General features: G+C 59.7%; 11 protein-coding genes. 9 read left to right on the forward strand and 2 right to left on the reverse strand.

Annotation, left to right across the window (positions count from 1 at the left end):
• Positions 1–201 precede the first annotated feature (201 nt).
• The 9 genes from U5A52_RS23195 (at position 202) to U5A52_RS23235 (ending at position 16,114) form a co-directional block, all read left to right on the forward strand.
• Positions 202–945 carry a hypothetical protein gene (locus U5A52_RS23195; protein WP_321936404.1) on the forward strand — a complete coding sequence of 248 codons (744 nt, stop codon included), beginning with the start codon at positions 202–204 and terminating at the stop codon, positions 943–945.
• A gap of 24 nt (positions 946–969) precedes the next feature.
• Complete coding sequence (locus U5A52_RS23200) at positions 970–4,200, forward strand: glycosyltransferase (protein WP_321936405.1); 3,231 nt, start codon at positions 970–972, stop codon at positions 4,198–4,200.
• The gene (locus U5A52_RS23205) at positions 4,193–4,993 is read left to right on the forward strand and encodes a hypothetical protein (protein WP_321936406.1); all 801 of its coding nucleotides are present in this window, start codon (positions 4,193–4,195) and stop codon (positions 4,991–4,993) included. The genes U5A52_RS23200 and U5A52_RS23205 overlap by 8 nt, the downstream gene beginning before the upstream one ends.
• 24 nt (positions 4,994–5,017) lie before the next feature.
• Positions 5,018–9,535, forward strand: a complete 4,518-nt coding sequence (locus U5A52_RS23210) for a glycosyltransferase (RefSeq protein ID WP_321936407.1) — start codon at positions 5,018–5,020, stop codon at positions 9,533–9,535.
• A 248-nt stretch (positions 9,536–9,783) separates the two neighbouring features.
• The gene (locus U5A52_RS23215) at positions 9,784–10,632 is read left to right on the forward strand and encodes a sulfotransferase (protein WP_321936408.1); all 849 of its coding nucleotides are present in this window, start codon (positions 9,784–9,786) and stop codon (positions 10,630–10,632) included.
• Between the two features lie 740 nt (positions 10,633–11,372).
• Positions 11,373–12,218, forward strand: coding sequence for a glycosyltransferase family 2 protein (locus U5A52_RS23220; protein WP_415774045.1), 846 nt, complete (start codon positions 11,373–11,375; stop codon positions 12,216–12,218).
• Entirely contained in the window at positions 12,215–13,180 is a 966-nt protein-coding gene (locus U5A52_RS23225; protein ID WP_321936410.1) for an NAD-dependent epimerase/dehydratase family protein, read from the forward strand. Before U5A52_RS23220 ends, U5A52_RS23225 begins: the two co-directional genes overlap by 4 nt.
• A 20-nt stretch (positions 13,181–13,200) precedes the next feature.
• Positions 13,201–14,244 carry a glycosyltransferase family 4 protein gene (locus U5A52_RS23230; protein WP_321936491.1) on the forward strand — a complete coding sequence of 348 codons (1,044 nt, stop codon included), beginning with the start codon at positions 13,201–13,203 and terminating at the stop codon, positions 14,242–14,244.
• Entirely contained in the window at positions 14,231–16,114 is a 1,884-nt protein-coding gene (locus U5A52_RS23235; protein WP_321936411.1) for a nucleoside-diphosphate sugar epimerase/dehydratase, read from the forward strand. The genes U5A52_RS23230 and U5A52_RS23235 overlap by 14 nt, the downstream gene beginning before the upstream one ends.
• Before the next feature lie 13 nt (positions 16,115–16,127).
• Here the strand turns inward: U5A52_RS23235 and U5A52_RS23240 are convergent, their stop codons facing one another.
• Complete coding sequence (locus tag U5A52_RS23240; protein ID WP_321936412.1) at positions 16,128–17,363, reverse strand: hypothetical protein; 1,236 nt, start codon at positions 17,361–17,363, stop codon at positions 16,128–16,130.
• A complete protein-coding gene (gene cysC, locus U5A52_RS23245; protein ID WP_321936413.1) occupies positions 17,318–17,935 on the reverse strand; it encodes an adenylyl-sulfate kinase in 618 nt (205 codons plus the stop codon). Before cysC ends, U5A52_RS23240 begins: the two co-directional genes overlap by 46 nt.
• Positions 17,936–17,957 lie beyond the last annotated feature (22 nt).

Consider the following 17,957-nt stretch of genomic DNA (forward strand, 5'->3'; position numbering starts at 1 on the left):
GCATTGCGATCCTTGCTGGAGTGACAGTGGTTTGCCTTGCGCGAGGTCCAGATACCGGTTACGATCAACTAGCCTCGCAGAGCTTCCACTTATTCAGAGTTTGAAAGCGAAACGGTGTTCAGACCTATTGCTCCACTTCTCCCATTGGATAGCAAAAGTAGCGACGCGTCGCATATCGCGCTTTTTTACCTGATTCGCGGTATGGACGAGGGTCACCTGGAAATGGCGCAGCGCTTTGTTGGCGCCTACCGGAAGTTCCCCGCGGGGGTGGCGCATCGTCTGGTCATCATCTTCAAGGGTTTCGCTTCGAGCGAAGCGATGAATGTGGTCAGGGATGTATTCGCAGACCTGCCCTTTGAAGAAGTGCATACGTCTGACGATGCCTTTGACCTCGGCGCCTATCGAGACGCAGTGAGTCGTGTGGATTGCGGCCGGGCCGCTTTCTTGAACGCGAGTAGCGAACCGCTTTCCCCCAGTTGGCTTGCCAAGCTCGATGCGGCGCTGAGCTTGCCTGCAATTGGCATCGCCGGTGCGACGGGTTCGTTTGAGGCTGGTGTCGGCGGATGCGAATTTCCCAACGTGCATGTGCGCACCAATGCTTTCATGATGCCTGCGCCGCTCGCGCGAGAACTCCTCGGGGAGTTGAAGATCGCCAACAAGCGGGACGCGCATGTGGCCGAGCATGGCTTGAACGGTCTGACCCGGAAGGTCGTCCAGCGAGGGCTCGCGGCGGTGATTGTCGGCGCGAATGGCCGCGCCTACGCGCCCGAGTGGTGGGGTGGCAGCCGTACCTTTCGCCAGGGCGGGCAGGCCAATCTTCTGGTTGCCGATAACCAGACCCGCCGTTGGGACGGGATGACCTGGCCCGAACGTAAGGCATCCTATGACGCGACCTGGGGAAGCGCCAGAACACCCGGTCGGCCGTTCTGTGATCCTCTGTCCTGAACCCCTTAAAGATTGAAGCCCTTCATGAGCGAGAGCAACAGCCCCGTTGCGGAGTCAGAACTTTACGACGAAGCCTATTACAAGCGTGGTTGCGGGCCGATCCCTTATGATCGGTCGGTCGCGCACTGGGGCGAATTCTTCGGCAAGATCGCTGACGAGCTGATCCGGACTTTCCGCATGCGCCGCGTGTTCGATGCGGGATGCGCCAAGGGGTTTCTTGTCGAGGCGCTGTGGGAGAGGGGTGTGACCGCCTTCGGGCGGGACGTTTCTCGCTATGCGATTTCCGAGATCCGTGCAGATGTACGGAAATTCTGCTCCGTTGGCAGTCTCACCGAGGCGATCAAGGACTCCTACGATCTGATCACCTGCATCGAGGTGCTCGAGCACATGCCCGAGGACGAGGCACTCATCGCAATCGCCAACATGACGTCTGCCGCGGACATCGTCGTCTTTTCGTCCTCTCCATCCGATTTCGACGAGCCTACGCATGTCAATGTGCGGCCGACGATTTACTGGATGCGCGCTTTCGCGAAGCACGGCTTCGTACCCCTGATCGAGACGACGCTGTACTCGATCACGCCCTATGCGCTTGCATTCCAGCGTCGGGATGAGGCACCGACTGATGACTATCTCTGCGCCTGTGCCGAGGTTGTGCGATTTCGCATTAAACAGGGCGAGGAGGCGACACGGATCCATGAGCTGTGCGTTGCACTCAATGAGCGGACAGCGGAGGTCGCCCGCAACCGGGAGGCTGCGGAGCGTGCGCTGGCGGAATTGAGGGAGCAAAGCGCGCGCGGCGAACAGGAAGTCGTCCGGAACTGGAGGGCTGCGGAGCGTGAGCTGACGAACTTGAAAGCACAATGCGAGCGCGCCGAGCAGGATCGGGTTGCCACTGAAGCGGCGCTTGCGGCTGTAACGGCCGAACGGGATGCCATGGTCTCCGGCATGCGGAGGCAGATCGATGTCAATGTGCATTACCTCGAGCTTGTGAATCAGATCCAGTATTCGAGGAGTTGGCGCGCGTACCGGAAGATTCTGCGCATCCTGCACCGCTTTCACCTTGCCCAGGGTTCTGGAGAGCTGGTTGGTAGGCTTCTGGGGATCGCCCAAGAAGGGCGCTTGCTGGGTTTCGACCGGGAATTCTACCTGGCGCAGTATCCGGACGTCGCCCATCTAGGCATCGATCCGTTGCGGCACTATCTCGATCACGGAAGAGCCGAGGGGCGAGCGCCTACTCCAGCCTTTCTGGGGGAAGTTCACGATGAACCGAAGAGCTCGACCGATTTGAGTCTCGGTGATCTCTGTGACCTGTCACACGATGATACTGGTTCCAGGATAACTGACGAGGCGTTCCGGCTATCCGTTCCGGCGCCGGAATATAAGCTCGAAACACCGGCTAGTGATCCCGAATTGATCTCGGGGAAAACAACTGTCACGGAGAATCCCACCTTTCGCGATCTGTTTGACGCGAAATGGTACCTACAAACGAACAAGGACGTCGCTGCGGCCGGAATAGACCCCCTCGAGCACTACATCGCCTTTGGTGAAGCCGAGGGCCGCGATCCGAATCCAGCGTTTTCGGCACGGCTCTATCGCGAGGCTTATATGCAGGGGGAGCCTGCGACAGCGTCGCCGCTTAGGTATTACGTAGAATATGGCCACAGTCTTGGTCACGACGCCAATCCCTCCAGTGCGGTTCTGTACCAGCGACTGATAGAAGCACAGGAACAAAGTTACAGTCTGGAATTGGGGGAATTGACGCGCCACATTGGGTTGATGAATCTGCAACCTTTGATCGTCGTCTATTTGACGGGTGATGATCCTGCCGAAAAGAACCGCGTTCAGCGCTTGCTCGGCTCTCAAATCTACAAACGATGGACGCTCTGCACCGATCGCCGGCAGATCGAAAAGGAGATCGCTGGAGTTCCAGCGGAGGATTGGGGGCTGGTCTGGCTGGAAACTGGCGACTCACTCCATTCGAGCGCGCTTTATGCCTATGCGAGCCGACTCAACGAGCGGCCCTGTGTCGATGTCATTTATGCCGACGAAGACGAAATGGACGAGCGCGGGGGGCGGAGGCGACCCTTCGTCAAACCGGACTGGAGTCCTGACTATTTTGAATCGTTCAATTTCATCGGCTCGGGTGCCTTTGTGGCGGGCCGCACGGCCTTGGCCGCTTTGCGTGAAGCGCGCAACGCATATGACTTCCTGCTACGCGTGACGGAAAACGGGGCGCAGCATGAGCATATTCGCCGTGTTCTTGTGCACCGGTCGGCAAGCCTGGATTCCCCGCCGCCCGCCGGTCGCGTGGCTGAGGACATCGCGGCGCTCCAGGGTCACCTCGAACGAACTGGCCGCAAGGGTGTCGTTTCGCAGTTGAAGCCGGAAATGGCTTGTTATGACGTACGCGTACAACTCTCCGGCGCGCCGCTCGTGTCGATCATCATTCCCACGGCTGGGAAGATTGTGGATATTGACGGACGGAAGGTTGATCTTCTGCGTAACTGCCTTGACCACGTCGCCAGCGTTAGCACCTACAAGAATATCGAAATCATTGTCATTCACAACTGCGATCTTGACGAGAGCCGTCTTTCGGAACTGAGTGCTCGTGGTGTGAGATTGGTTGCGTATCAAGGCGATTTCAATGTTGCCCGGAAGCTAAATTTGGGTGTTGCTGAATCGCGGGGCGAACTTTTGCTGTTACTGAACGACGATATCGAGCCGCTTACGCCGGACTGGCTCGAGCGCATGATCGAGCAGTTCGAAAAGCCCTGGGTCGGCGTAGTCGGAGCAAAGCTGCTGTTCCCCAGCATGCTGATCCAGCACGCCGGCGTCGTCATGGTGAAAGCGAAGCCCGACCATCTGCGGTTCAAGTATCCTCGCGATGATTCTGGCTATTTTTTCAGTACATGCGCCGTGCGGGATGTCAGTGCGGTAACGGGTGCGGTGATGATGACCCGTGCCACCCTCTACAAGGAGATCGGCGGTTACACCGAGGAGCTTCCGATTAATTTCAACGACGTCGACTATTGCCTCAAAGCCTCGCGCGCGGGATATGTGACGGTCTATACGCCCAGGGCCGAGCTTATCCATTATGAATCGATGTCACGTGTTCGGGAGGTCAAGCAGTTTGAAGTCTCCTTTTTCGAAGATCAATGGCGGGGATTTGTAACAGACCCATACTATAATGAGGCCTCGCTAAAGACACTCCCCCCAAACTACGAAGTCGTCGGAAGTCGTGCTCCCATTGGATAGCAAAAGTAGCGACGCGTCGCATATCGCGCTTTTTTACCTGATTCGCGGTATGGACGAGGGTCACCTGGAAATGGCGCAGCGCTTTGTTGGCGCCTACCGGAAGTTCCCCGCGGGGGTGGCGCATCGTCTGGTCATCATCTTCAAGGGTTTCGCTTCGAGCGAAGCGATGAATGTGGTCAGGGATGTATTCGCAGACCTGCCCTTTGAAGAAGTGCATACGTCTGACGATGCCTTTGACCTCGGCGCCTATCGAGACGCAGTGAGTCGTGTGGATTGCGGCCGGGCCGCTTTCTTGAACGCGAGTAGCGAACCGCTTTCCCCCAGTTGGCTTGCCAAGCTCGATGCGGCGCTGAGCTTGCCTGCAATTGGCATCGCCGGTGCGACGGGTTCGTTTGAGGCTGGTGTCGGCGGATGCGAATTTCCCAACGTGCATGTGCGCACCAATGCTTTCATGATGCCTGCGCCGCTCGCGCGAGAACTCCTCGGGGAGTTGAAGATCGCCAACAAGCGGGACGCGCATGTGGCCGAGCATGGCTTGAACGGTCTGACCCGGAAGGTCGTCCAGCGAGGGCTCGCGGCGGTGATTGTCGGCGCGAATGGCCGCGCCTACGCGCCCGAGTGGTGGGGTGGCAGCCGTACCTTTCGCCAGGGCGGGCAGGCCAATCTTCTGGTTGCCGATAACCAGACCCGCCGTTGGGACGGGATGACCTGGCCCGAACGTAAGGCATCCTATGACGCGACCTGGGGAAGCGCCAGAACACCCGGTCGGCCGTTCTGTGATCCTCTGTCCTGAACCCCTTAAAGATTGAAGCCCTTCATGAGCGAGAGCAACAGCCCCGTTGCGGAGTCAGAACTTTACGACGAAGCCTATTACAAGCGTGGTTGCGGGCCGATCCCTTATGATCGGTCGGTCGCGCACTGGGGCGAATTCTTCGGCAAGATCGCTGACGAGCTGATCCGGACTTTCCGCATGCGCCGCGTGTTCGATGCGGGATGCGCCAAGGGGTTTCTTGTCGAGGCGCTGTGGGAGAGGGGTGTGACCGCCTTCGGGCGGGACGTTTCTCGCTATGCGATTTCCGAGATCCGTGCAGATGTACGGAAATTCTGCTCCGTTGGCAGTCTCACCGAGGCGATCAAGGACTCCTACGATCTGATCACCTGCATCGAGGTGCTCGAGCACATGCCCGAGGACGAGGCACTCATCGCAATCGCCAACATGACGTCTGCCGCGGACATCGTCGTCTTTTCGTCCTCTCCATCCGATTTCGACGAGCCTACGCATGTCAATGTGCGGCCGACGATTTACTGGATGCGCGCTTTCGCGAAGCACGGCTTCGTACCCCTGATCGAGACGACGCTGTACTCGATCACGCCCTATGCGCTTGCATTCCAGCGTCGGGATGAGGCACCGACTGATGACTATCTCTGCGCCTGTGCCGAGGTTGTGCGATTTCGCATTAAACAGGGCGAGGAGGCGACACGGATCCATGAGCTGTGCGTTGCACTCAATGAGCGGACAGCGGAGGTCGCCCGCAACCGGGAGGCTGCGGAGCGTGCGCTGGCGGAATTGAGGGAGCAAAGCGCGCGCGGCGAACAGGAAGTCGTCCGGAACTGGAGGGCTGCGGAGCGTGAGCTGACGAACTTGAAAGCACAATGCGAGCGCGCCGAGCAGGATCGGGTTGCCACTGAAGCGGCGCTTGCGGCTGTAACGGCCGAACGGGATGCCATGGTCTCCGGCATGCGGAGGCAGATCGATGTCAATGTGCATTACCTCGAGCTTGTGAATCAGATCCAGTATTCGAGGAGTTGGCGCGCGTACCGGAAGATTCTGCGCATCCTGCACCGCTTTCACCTTGCCCAGGGTTCTGGAGAGCTGGTTGGTAGGCTTCTGGGGATCGCCCAAGAAGGGCGCTTGCTGGGTTTCGACCGGGAATTCTACCTGGCGCAGTATCCGGACGTCGCCCATCTAGGCATCGATCCGTTGCGGCACTATCTCGATCACGGAAGAGCCGAGGGGCGAGCGCCTACTCCAGCCTTTCTGGGGGAAGTTCACGATGAACCGAAGAGCTCGTTGGCTTTCGACCGTGAATTCTACTTGAGGCAATATCCAGACGTCGCTCACGCAGGCATTGACCCGTTACAGCATTATCTGGACTACGGAATAGCCGAGGGTCGAGTTCACTCTCAAGTCTTTCTGGAGAAAGTCCGCAATGACTCGAAGACCTCTACCGATTTGAATCTTCGCGACATTTGCGATCCAGAGCGCGACGAATTCGGGCCCAAGATCAGTGACGAGGCGTTCCGGATCTCCGTGTTAACGCCAACATACAATATTGAGCCCCGGTACATTCGAGAGCTTTACCAGACGCTGGTCAACCAGACATACAGTAACTGGGAATGGCTGGTGGTCGACGACGGCTCGACGCACGCATCAGCGATCGCGGTCCTCCGCACGATCTCGGAACGGGACTCGCGCGTGAAACTCCTGTGCAGCCCGATCAACCTCGGAATTTCGGGCGCATCGAATCTGGGATTGTCACAAGCGCGCGGCACCTATGTTGCGTTGGTCGATCATGACGACCTTCTTGCGCGTTACTCCTTCGCAGCTGTTTACGAAGCTTGGAAGGCAGCGCCGGAGACCCAGCTCTTCTATACCGACGAGGCCATGCTCCAGGCCGACGGGATTGTCACCGATCTTTGGGCCAAGCCGGATTGGTCGCCTGCTTACCTCGAATATACGATGTGTATAGGCCATCTATCCGTGTACCGTCGTGACTTTCTCGATGCACTGGGCGGCTTTCGCTCCGAATTCGACGGAACGCAGGATTTCGATCTCGCACTACGCGCGCTTCTCCGCAATCCTGCCGTCGTTCACATCCCCGTTTTCGGTTATCTGTGGCGCGCGATACCGGGTTCAGCCGCGGCTGGTCTCGACCAGAAGCCCTATGCCATGGAGCGGCAGCGCAAGGCCGTGCTCGGCTACGCGCGCCAGCGTCATCCCGACGCGGACGTCACGGTTGCCCACTCCAACGGCTTTTGGCGTATCCGCTATCCCCTTCCGTCGCCGCCCCCGCTTCTGTCATATGTCATTCCGGCTGGCGGCGGTGTGCGCACGATTCGGGGCAAGCCGATCGAACTGGTCGTCAATTGTGTTCGCAGCTTTCAGGAGAAGGCGTTCTATCCAAACTGCGAATATGTGGTCGTGCACAACGGCAGCCTCCAACCTGAGCAGGTCGCGGCGCTGACCGCCTTTCCCAACGTCCGTCTGATAGTCCATTCCGACCCGTCGTTCAACTTTTCGCGCACCATCAACGCCGGCGTCGCTGCTGCCCGGGGTGAGTATGTCTGCTTGCTCAACGACGACGTAGAGGCAATCACGGTGAGGGGCGGCGAGGAAATGGTCAGCTATCTCGTCGTTAATCCCGACGTGGCGATGATAGGGCCGAAGTGCCTGTTCGAGAACGGCGACATTCAGCAATGCGGAGTTGCGCTTCTTTCCCACGCCGGTCCGGCGCATGCAGCCACTGGTGCTCCGCGTAATTTTTTGGGGCACCGGGGAAATCTGCAATGCCGTCGAGAGGTCTATTGTGTGGGTGCGGCGATGCTGATCGCGCGAAAGACGGCATTCGACGAAGTCGGCGGTTTCGCAGAAGGTCTACCGCTCAACTACAACGACGTCGACTTCGGCCTGCGCATTCGCGATCGCGGCTATCGATGTGTCGTCGATCCTGAAGTCGAGGTCTATCATTTCGAAAGCGCGACGAAGATCGGGACTGCCATGGCAGAGCAGGAGCGTCTGTTCCTGGGCCGAGCCGACATGCGTGATCCCTATTTCAGCAAGTGGTTCGATCCGCTGAGCCCTCTGTATCGCCTCGATATCCACGCGCCAGATCGGCGCCTCCCCTTTGGCCCATGGTTCGACCGGTACATCGCCCGTCGGGCAGCGCAACTCGATAGTCATTCGCAACTCGAGCTTACGGTCTGCCTGTTCGTTTCCGATCAGCCTCTGCGGGAACTGGATGAGGCCGCGCGGTCGGCCTCGGTGCAGACCCATAACAATCAGCTCTTGCTCGCGGATAGCGGGGTCGTGGAGATGGAGGCGCGCCAATGGTTCGCCAAACGGTCGAATCTCGGCGCCAGTGCATTGCCGAAGGCGGACAACCTTGGCACGTTTGTGGACGATCTCCTTGCCCGCGCGACTGGTGAATTCATCATCTTTCTACAAGCGTCGGACTTCCTCAGCGTCGACGCACTGCAACTCATCGCGAATGCCGTCACGCGCGTCCCGGACGCCTGCGTTTTCTATACCGACCATTATCAGGCAACGGCCCAATCGACCCGGACAAATCCAGTCTTCAAACCAGATTTCGATCCCGTCCTTCTTACAAATTTCTGGTATCTCGGCCCGCTGATCGCCGCCAGACGCGATCTGCTTGAGCGAGTCGGTCGAGCCGAGTCCGATGCTCCAGTCTCAAGCTTGCCCTATCTACTTGTCGCTTACGATATGCTTGAAGGCCGTATGCCTACACATGTTCGTGAGCTGGCCTGCGCGCAGAGGGATGTCGCGGACAATTTCGCGCGCGAGGTGCGCGAGGCCGATTCGCATCGACGCGCTGTCCAGCGGCTCATCAAGGCGCGCTCCGGTGGCGCGCTCAATGTTGAGCCGGATCCGACGATTGGTCAGCTTCGCCTGCGTAGCGTAGCGCGGGTCTCGCGAGTAAAGGTTCTCGACGCTCAAATCTGGGCAAATGGAAGCGGTATCGATGCGCTACTGGCCGTCGTCAACGAACCGGACACTGAATGGGTTGCCGTACTCCTGGATGGAGACCGGGAGCGCACACTTTGCGAGTTATCCGCTGTGCCGCAGTTTGACAATCGCGTCAATGCGGTCTGCGGCGTTTTGATGAACGATTCGGGTGCGCTTTGCTGGGCAGGTGGAGTCTTTTTGCCTGGCGGCCGTATTTTCGATCCCAATATAGTCCGAACCCTGCAGAGCTGTGTCTATCCGAAGATGGTAGACAGCCAGCGCTGCATCGACGTGGCCGCACCCGTCAATGTGATGATCCGCCTTGACGCCCTTGCACGAGCGCTACATCGCTTCCCGATTGTCGATGCGGACGACCTGATGGTTGCGCTGGGATTAGACGCAGCCGAGCGGGGCGAGCTCATCTCTGTCACGCCTCACGTCAGAGCCATTGTGCCGTCCGGGCTACCGTCTACCTGTGCGGACCGCCGAGGTCTCGTACTGAACCATCCCTCACTGACGGATGGCAGTCGCTGGTACAACGGCCGCCTAGAGGTTGAGCGTCCGTATCACATGCCGGGGTGCGCGTGACCGAAAGCAATGAAGCCGCAAATTCGGAAGGTCTCTTTAGACGGTGCTAGTTGCGTGGGTGTCCTGTGGGGTTGAGACAATTCAGGTTCGGAACTCAACGTTCACAAATTCCCCCAATGCACTCGAACCTGATCCGTTGAGAAATTTGGGCGTGGCCGTGACGGCGTTCGACGACTGTCTTTGCAGGGGAGATACAGCGCATGCGGAAGTGGATCTGGTCATGGCAGTCATGGCAAAGGAGAACGACGATGGAGATGCAAACGGGGGCCACGCAGAGCGTGTCGCCCGCGCTACGCACGACATTGAAGCCTATTTGCGAATACAGCGGCGGCTCGGCCCGCTTCTTCATCATCGGCTCGCAGAAGTCAGGTACGACTTGGCTGCGCGATTGCCTCAATGAGTTCGTCCCGTTCTGCAAGCCGGAATGGTATTTCCCGGAACTGCTTGCCCATACGGCCCAGCATATCGAGCGTCTTGGCCAGACGCTCACGCCAGAGGCGCGCAAGGCCGCAGCGCGGGAGATTGCAGCCGCCACGTTTCACGCGCTCAACGGAGAGTTCCCGGGGCAGAAGAGCGCGTTCCCGTGCGCGCCGCAGCTCGGAACGATCTTGCCCGACGTTCACGGCGCCGCCGTTTCGCTGATTCGCGAATACTTCCCGGACGCGCGCATCGCGGTGCTCATTCGCGATCCGCGCGCCGTGTTCAACTCGCTGCGCCACTATGTCGATCATTTCCGTGAGGGCTGGTCGCGCGAACTGGACCCCCGTGAGTTCGCGCACAACTGGGCGCAGCAGAACCTGCAATGGGTGCGCGACGAGCCGGAAGTCGTCGTTCTTTACGAAAACCTAAAGGGAGACTTCAGGGCGACCCTCGATGACGCGCTGACCCGGCTCGGTCTCGATCACACCGCCGACGACCTCGTGGCCGCCGAAAACGCCGTCTACAGCGTCAGCAAGCTCCGACCCAAGCAGCCGGAAATCTACCGGACCGGCACCGTGGACGAGTGGCGCTCAAAACTGGAGCCCGAAATCGCTGAGACGATCCTCGACGTTGCCGGGCCCACGATGGAGAGCATCGGCTACATCCTACGGGCGTGAGTATTTTTAGCCATTACAGAAGCGTTTGCGCGGGCTACAAAACCGCTCCGCCTAGTAAATGACGTAATTTAACCAAGAGTCAACAATATGCCCTAGATGAATAGCCTCTTCTTTTGCCCGCAAACTCGTGTGCATCGCGGTGGATCATTTGTAGCGTCCGCACGACAATTACCGATGTGACCGCGCCGCGCTGGTAACGAGGACGTTGCGCCGACCGAGATAGTGGACATCGGCGAAGTAAATGAACCTCGAAAAGAACAGCCGATGTTCGTTGTGAAGCCTAAAAAATGCAGGCAGAGGGTGCTTGAGCGCGCCCATGTAAACGCCGAGCGTACCGTCCTGTTATTCGCCGTACGGCACATGCGAAAAGCGGAAAACAGCACGAGGCACGTCGCGAAGGACGTCACGATGCCTAGCAGAAGGACAACCCATCGCCAATGGAAACGGCGCTTCGTTTTCTGCGTTGACGCGGCGCGCTTATTGTTGTGGGTGTCCGAGTCCAAGCAATTGGCACGTGGACGCCCCCCTCCGGGCGCGGATCACTCCACGCTAGTGAACTAGCTGTTCGCGTCGGCGGACAACCGTAATAAGCAAGTTCTGGGCCGCTTGCAAAATCCGACCCCCGTAACAAAAGGAAAAGCGGGTTGCCGGAACCCGGTATTTTCAGCAAACTAGTCGTTTTTTACCGGCCCCGATTTTTCAGGCGAGGCGCGCGCCGCGTTGAATCGTCGATTCTCCAGATGAAAGTGACTACGGTATCCAACATGGATCACGGCGTGGTGTCCGTATCGGTGGTTGTTTATCATCCCGATCGGCAATTGCTCACACGAACCTTCGCGAGCTTGGCCCGGTCCGGAGCGGAACTGGCGCAGATTAGGCCAGGGATGTCGGTCCATCTCTATCTGGTCGACAACGGCGGCCTGTCCGATGTGAGTGAGAGCCTTGACGTGCTATCGCGGGCAGGTATCGGTGTCACGCGACTCGGCGGTCACGGCAACATTGGCTATGGGCAGGGGCACAACCTCGCGATCAGACGGGCGACGAGCCGGTATCACCTCGTGCTCAATCCCGACGTGGACATCGAACCCGGCGCATTGCTCGAGGCCGTTGCGTTTCTCGAGTCCCACCCTGAAGCGGGCCTGCTTGCGCCAGCCATCGTGGACGATGCCGGTCAGCTCCAGTACCTGTGCCGCCAGTTCCCGACTCTCGTCGACCTGTTTGTGCGCGGCTTCCTGCCACAAGCGGTGCGCCGGCCCTTCGAGGCGCGTCTCGCGCGCTACGAGATGCGTGCGCAGATCAACGAGCGCGACACGATCTGGGATCCACCAATGGTGAGCGGTTGCTTCATGCTCTTCCGCACGATCGTGCTCAAAAAACTTGCGGGTTTCGACGCGCGCTACTTCCTCTATTTCGAGGACTACGATCTCAGCCTGCGTGCGCACGACGTCGCCAGGGTCGTCTATGCACCCTCGGTGCGCGTGATGCACCATGGTGGCGGCGCATCGCGAAAGGGGATGGCACACATTCGCATGTTCGTGGCGTCGGCGTTTAAGTTCTACAACCGGTTCGGGTGGAAGTGGCTTTGAGTAGCGTATTGGTGACCGGTGCGAATGGTCTTGTCGGTCGTGCGTTGTGTCGTACGTTGAGCGCGCATGGCCACAACGTGACCGCGCTCGTTCGGCGCGGCGATGCCGGGCTGGACCGCTTGAGGGGCGTAAGCGAGTGGCGTCACGATGCGGCGGATTTCGTGGGGCTCCAGGAGGCATGGCCGGACAATCTTTCCGTGGCTTGCGTCGTGCATCTGGCCGCGCGCGTCCACGTGATGCGCGACGAGGCGCCTGATCCAGTCGCGGCGTTCCACGCAACGAACGTCGAGGGCGCACTGCGAGTCGCCCGTACCGCGCAGGCGCGAGGTGCGCGGCGAGTGGTATTCGTGAGCAGCATCAAGGCCGTCGCGGAATCCGACGGGGGCGTGGCGCTCGACGAGTCTGCGCGCCCGGCACCGCTCGATCCCTACGGCCGCTCGAAACGTGCGGCCGAGGAAGCGCTTTGGCGGTTCGGCGAGGAAACAGGCCTGGATATTGTGGTCGTGAGGCCGCCGCTCGTCTACGGGCCGGGCGTCGGCGCCAATTTCCTGCAGATGATGAATGCGCTATGGCGCGGCGTGCCGTTGCCGCTCGGCTCGATCGATGCGCGGCGCAGCCTCGTGTACACGGAAAATCTCGCTGACGCGCTGATGCATTGCGCCCTCGATTCGCGCGCCGCCAACGCGTGCTTCCACGTGGCGGACGCCGAGGACTTTTCGGTTGCCCAGCTGTTGCGCGCGCTCGGACGCCATCTGTCAAAGCCTGCGCGTCTGATTCCCGTTTCACCAGTTCTGCTGCGCGCGGCAGGTGTGCTTACCGGGCGCACTGACCAGATAGACCGCCTAACGACGAGCTTACAGGTCGATGCTTCGCTGATTGGCGAGCAGCTCGGCTGGCGGCCGCCTTTTTCGGTGGAGGCAGGGTTGGAAGCGACTGCACGCTGGTATCGTGCGACACACTGAACGCACGGAGATCGTTGACGTTGAATTTGCATGCAACCTTATCGGGGCCATGGGCCGCAGTGGTGATCGCGCTGGCGAGCGGTGCACTGTGCGCGGCCATTCTCGCGTTTTTGCTGAAAAGCGGTCTCGCCTGGCGCCTCGCCACCGACCTACCTAACGAGCGTTCGTTGCACGTACGGCCGACGCCGCGCGTGGGCGGCTGGGGCGTCATCCCGGTCGCAGTGCTGGCGATGCTGTTGCTTGCGCCGCCTCTCTGGCTGACCGCCGTAGGGGCGGCATTCCTCGCGGCCGTCTCGCAGATTGACGACCGGCGAGGCCTGCGCGCGAGTGTACGCTTTGCCGCCCACTTTCTGGCCGTACTGGCGCTAGTGGTGGTCTATCCGGCGCCGGCCCCTTGGTGGTGTACAGCCGTGCTCGCATTTTTGATGCTGTGGCTGGTCAATCTCTACAATTTTATGGACGGCTCGGACGGGCTCGCAGGCGGCATGGCGCTGTTTGGCTTCGGCGGCTATGCTGTCGCGGCGCTGGCCGGTCCGCATGCGTCGAGCGAACTTGGCTGGGCAGCGGCGGCCGTCGCAGGCGCTGCGGCGGGTTTTCTGCTCTTCAATTTTCACCCCGCCAAGATCTTTCTCGGCGACGCCGGCTCGATCCCCGCGGGTTTTCTTGCGGGGGCGCTCGGCTATTGGGGTTGGCGTACCGGCACGTGGCCCATCTGGTTTCCGGCGCTGGTGTTTTCGCCGTTTATTGGCGACGCTTCGGTGACGTTGATCCGCCGCCTTGCGCGCGGCGAAAAAATTTGGCAAGCACACCGCGAACATTATTATCAACGCATGGTTCGCCTTGGCGCCGGCCACGCTGCGACGGCGCTGACGTGGTATCTGGTAATGTTTACCGGCATAATAATTGCTCTCTTGGCCTTGGCATGCTCCGTGGCTCAACAGTGGGGGATCGTTGCAGGTTGGGTTGTCGTCCTTCTTTTGATTGGCGTGGCAATCGATGCGCGCTGGCGCAGTTTCCAGACCCTTACCAGACAACCTGAGGTAGACGCTGATGCTCCGCAATAAAGCCTCTTGGCTCTCATTCAGCGCCTTTTTGTTTGATATCGGCGCGGTGGCCGCCGCATGGCTTACTGCTTATCTCCTGCGCTTTAACGCATCTGTGCCGGCTGAGTTCTGGCGCGGCGCCCTAAGTGCGATGGTCTGGGTGTTGCCCGTCTACGCGGTGATGTTCCGGATTTTTGGGCTGTATCGCGGCATGTGGGTGTTCGCGAGCCTGCCGGATCTGCTGCGCATTTCGAAGTCGATTCTATCGGCCGCCCTGATCGTGATGATCGTCTCGGTCATGATCCAGCCCGCGCCGATCATTCCGCGCTCAGTGCTGATTGTCTCACCGCTGCTGCTCTTTTTCGTCATGGGCGGTGCACGCGCACTGTATCGAGCCACGAAGGAGTTTTACCTGTATGGCGGCCTCGTCGCGCAAGGCAAGCCCGTGATCGTCGTTGGTGCGGGCGGCGCCGGTGCGAGCCTCGCTCGCGAATTGTCGCGTTCCGCCACTTGGCGCCTCGTCGGCCTGCTCGACGACGACCCAGCCAAACAGGGGCGCGAAATATACGGCTACAAGGTGCTGGGTCCGATCGGCGACATCGCACGCTGGGCGGAATCGCTGCGTTGCGAATACGCCATCATCGCCATTCCGTCAGCGTCTGCCGACGTGCAGCGCCGCGCGGCGACGCAGTGCGTGCGCGCGGGCGTGAAGGCGCTGATGCTGCCGTCGCTGACGGAACTCACGCCGGGGCAGGGCTTCCTCTCGCAGGTCCGCAATATCGATCTCGAAGACCTCCTTGGCCGTGACGCCGTCAAGATCGACACGCCGCACGTCGAGGCGCTGCTTAGCAGGCGCGTGGTGATGGTGACTGGAGCGGGCGGATCGATCGGTTCAGAGTTGTGCCGGCAGATCCTGCGTTTCGCGCCCGCGCAGCTCGTGGCACTCGATCTCTCCGAATATGCGATGTATCGCCTCACGGAGGAAATCCGTGAACGCTTCCCCGGGCTATCCGTCGTGCCGATCGTCGGCGACGCCAAGGATGCGCTGCTGCTCGACCAGGTCATGGCGCGCTACACACCTCACATCGTGTTCCATGCCGCGGCGTACAAGCACGTGCCGCTCATGGAAGAGCTCAATGCGTGGCAGGCGATCCGCAATAACGTGCTGGGCACGTATCGTGTCGCACGCGCGGCGATCAAGTATCAGGTGCGGCACTTCGTGCTCATCTCCACCGACAAGGCCGTCAACCCAACCAACGTGATGGGGGCGAGCAAGCGCCTCGCGGAAATGGCGTGCCAGGCGCTCCAGCAGACTTGCGAACGCACGCAATTTGAGACGGTGCGCTTCGGCAATGTGCTGGGCAGCGCGGGCAGCGTGATCCCTAAGTTCCAGCAGCAGATCGCGAAGGGTGGACCCGTAACCGTGACGCATCCGGAGATCACTCGCTTTTTCATGACGATTCCCGAGGCGTCGCAGCTCGTGCTGCAGGCGTCGAGCATGGGACGTGGGGGCGAGATCTTCATTCTCGACATGGGCAAGCCCGTAAAGATTGTCGATCTCGCGCGTGATCTGATCCGCCTCTACGGCTTCTCAGAAGAGCAAATTCGCGTTGTGTTCACCGGATTGCGACCCGGTGAAAAGCTCTACGAAGAGCTTCTCGCCGACGACGAGACTACGACGCGAACGCCGCATCCCAAGTTGCGCATCGCGCAGGCGCGCGAGGTGCCGAATAATCTGATCGATGAACTTCTGCCGTGGCTGATGCAGCATCGCGTTCCCGGCGACGATGAAGTGCGCCGAGATCTGCGGCGCTGGGTGCCTGAATATCAGCCGTCGGTTGCGCCGAAATTGCAAAGCGTGAATTCGGCGGGGATGCAGGCGGCACGATAAGACTGCATGGGGTCTAGCGGGATAGACTCCTGCGAACCGCGCGTAGCGGTGCAGTCACGCGCCACGAAGTTGACCCGAGCACGGCGTTCAGCGTCGCAGCCAGGTGACTCAACTCGCCCCGTTGCTCGCTAGCAGCGGCTTTTATGACGCTTTGGGCATGCTCCAGCGATTTGATAGTTGCTTGCATGTCGATGCGCGCTCCCTCAAGCTCGGTGCAGCGCCGTTCGAGCGCCTCGATGAGCGCCTGCGATGATTGCTGTTTCTGCTCAAGCACAGCAATATCGTCGGCGGCGCGTGTCGGTGCGAGAGTGAGTTCTCGCTCGAGTTCGTTGATGCGCAGACTCGACTGATTCGACTGTAATTCGAACTGCCAGTCGCGCGCCAGTAGCGGTGCGATATCTGCGAGAAATGTTTCAGCACACTTGAGCGTTTCGTCGAGGCGATGTTTGTTTGACGCCGAGGGCTCGCTCGCAAATATTTCAAGGCTATTGAACAATGACTTCAGCGCCGTGGGCGCACGGTCAACACCGGCGAGATCTGCGCCGGTAAAGCGCGTATGCCTAAGGCCGTCGTCAAGAAAGTCGCTTTCGAACGCGTCGAGCCTGCCAGGATCCAACGAAAGATTCAGTTCGGCCGCTAGACGTTGCAGAGAGGCGCGCGGCGCCTCCATCATGCAGTCATAGTTGACAATTGCGCGTTGGCGGTTAGCGGTGTAACGCAATGCCGGGACAACGTGTGTGAGCCACAACAAATAGGATTTTTCCACCGGAAGCGAGTCGCGAGCTTCGAGCGAGCGAACAACGCTGATCGGGTGCCGGAACGCCACCACATAGAGGACTCGTACGTCGAGCGCCTCGAACACGGGCTGCCAGAACGGGAGTAGGCGCGCAATGCGCGGATCTTTGAGCGCGAAGATTCCCGTTTGACACTTCTCGCGAAGCAGCGCAAGCGCGCGATCCTTGAAATCTCGACGTTGTGTGCTAGTCAGGCGATCAAGATCTGGAGCAGGGGGGGCGTGCCAGTCGACGCCCGCAGCTTGCATCAATTCGATGTTCAGTCTGCTGACGTCTAGGTCTTCAAAGAATCCCTTGGGGTTATTCCCTGCTGCCGGTGGCATTAGATTGTCGCCAAAACTGGCGCCCATCGTTTCCATGGCCCGCGTCGTGACACTGGTGCCGCTGCGATGCATGCCCAAAACGACGATCAATGTGCGGAGTTGGGGAGAGGGCAGGGAGGGAGCGGATTGCATGAGGCGTAGTTCGGATTAATACGGTGCGAGCTGACTAGATAGGCGATGATTTGATCGACGCATTGGCTGATGCTCGAGTCGTGTGTGCGAATGACGATGTCAGGCGCGGTCGGTGGCTGATAGGGAGCCCCGAGACCAGTGAATTGCTTAATTTCCCCACGGCGGGCGCGCTTGTAGAGCCCCTTGGGGTCGCGCTTTTCACATATTTCCAGGGGAGTGTCCACAAAGACTTCGACGAAGGACTGGTCGCCAGCAATCTCCCGCGCCTTTTTGCGATGTTTGGATTCGGGTGATATTGTCGCGGTGACGGCGACAAACCCAGATTGGCAGAATAAGGCAGCGACGTGGGCGACACGCCGCAGGTTTTCGGTACGGTCGGCGTCGTCGAAGCCAAGGTCGGAATTCAGACCGGTACGCAGAATGTCGCCGTCCAGCACAGTAGAAAGGATGTCGAACGCCTGCAATCTCGCGACTAGCGCTCGCGCGATAGTCGACTTGCCCGCTCCGGACATGCCAGTGAACCAAACAACCAAGCCAGCCGACGTTTCCGTTGCCACTGCTTTATGTTCCATTGATACATATGCAGATTTATCT

The organism is Paraburkholderia sp. J8-2 (assembly GCF_905220195.1).
In the GTDB taxonomy this organism is placed as follows: domain Bacteria; phylum Pseudomonadota; class Gammaproteobacteria; order Burkholderiales; family Burkholderiaceae; genus Paraburkholderia.

Bases quoted from the DNA above. Each gene is read 5' to 3' on its own strand.
- U5A52_RS23195 (WP_321936404.1), top strand. From the start codon at position 202: ATGGACGAGGGTCACCTGGAAATGGCGCAGCGCTTTGTTGGCGCCTAC.
- U5A52_RS23200 (WP_321936405.1), top strand. From the start codon at position 970: ATGAGCGAGAGCAACAGCCCCGTTGCGGAGTCAGAACTTTACGACGAA.
- U5A52_RS23210 (WP_321936407.1), top strand. From the start codon at position 5,018: ATGAGCGAGAGCAACAGCCCCGTTGCGGAGTCAGAACTTTACGACGAA.
- U5A52_RS23215 (WP_321936408.1), top strand. From the start codon at position 9,784: ATGGAGATGCAAACGGGGGCCACGCAGAGCGTGTCGCCCGCGCTACGC.
- U5A52_RS23220 (WP_415774045.1), top strand. From the start codon at position 11,373: ATGAAAGTGACTACGGTATCCAACATGGATCACGGCGTGGTGTCCGTA.
- U5A52_RS23235 (WP_321936411.1), top strand. From the start codon at position 14,231: ATGCTCCGCAATAAAGCCTCTTGGCTCTCATTCAGCGCCTTTTTGTTT.
- U5A52_RS23240 (WP_321936412.1), bottom strand. From the start codon at position 17,363: ATGCAATCCGCTCCCTCCCTGCCCTCTCCCCAACTCCGCACATTGATC.
- cysC (WP_321936413.1), bottom strand. From the start codon at position 17,935: ATGGAACATAAAGCAGTGGCAACGGAAACGTCGGCTGGCTTGGTTGTT.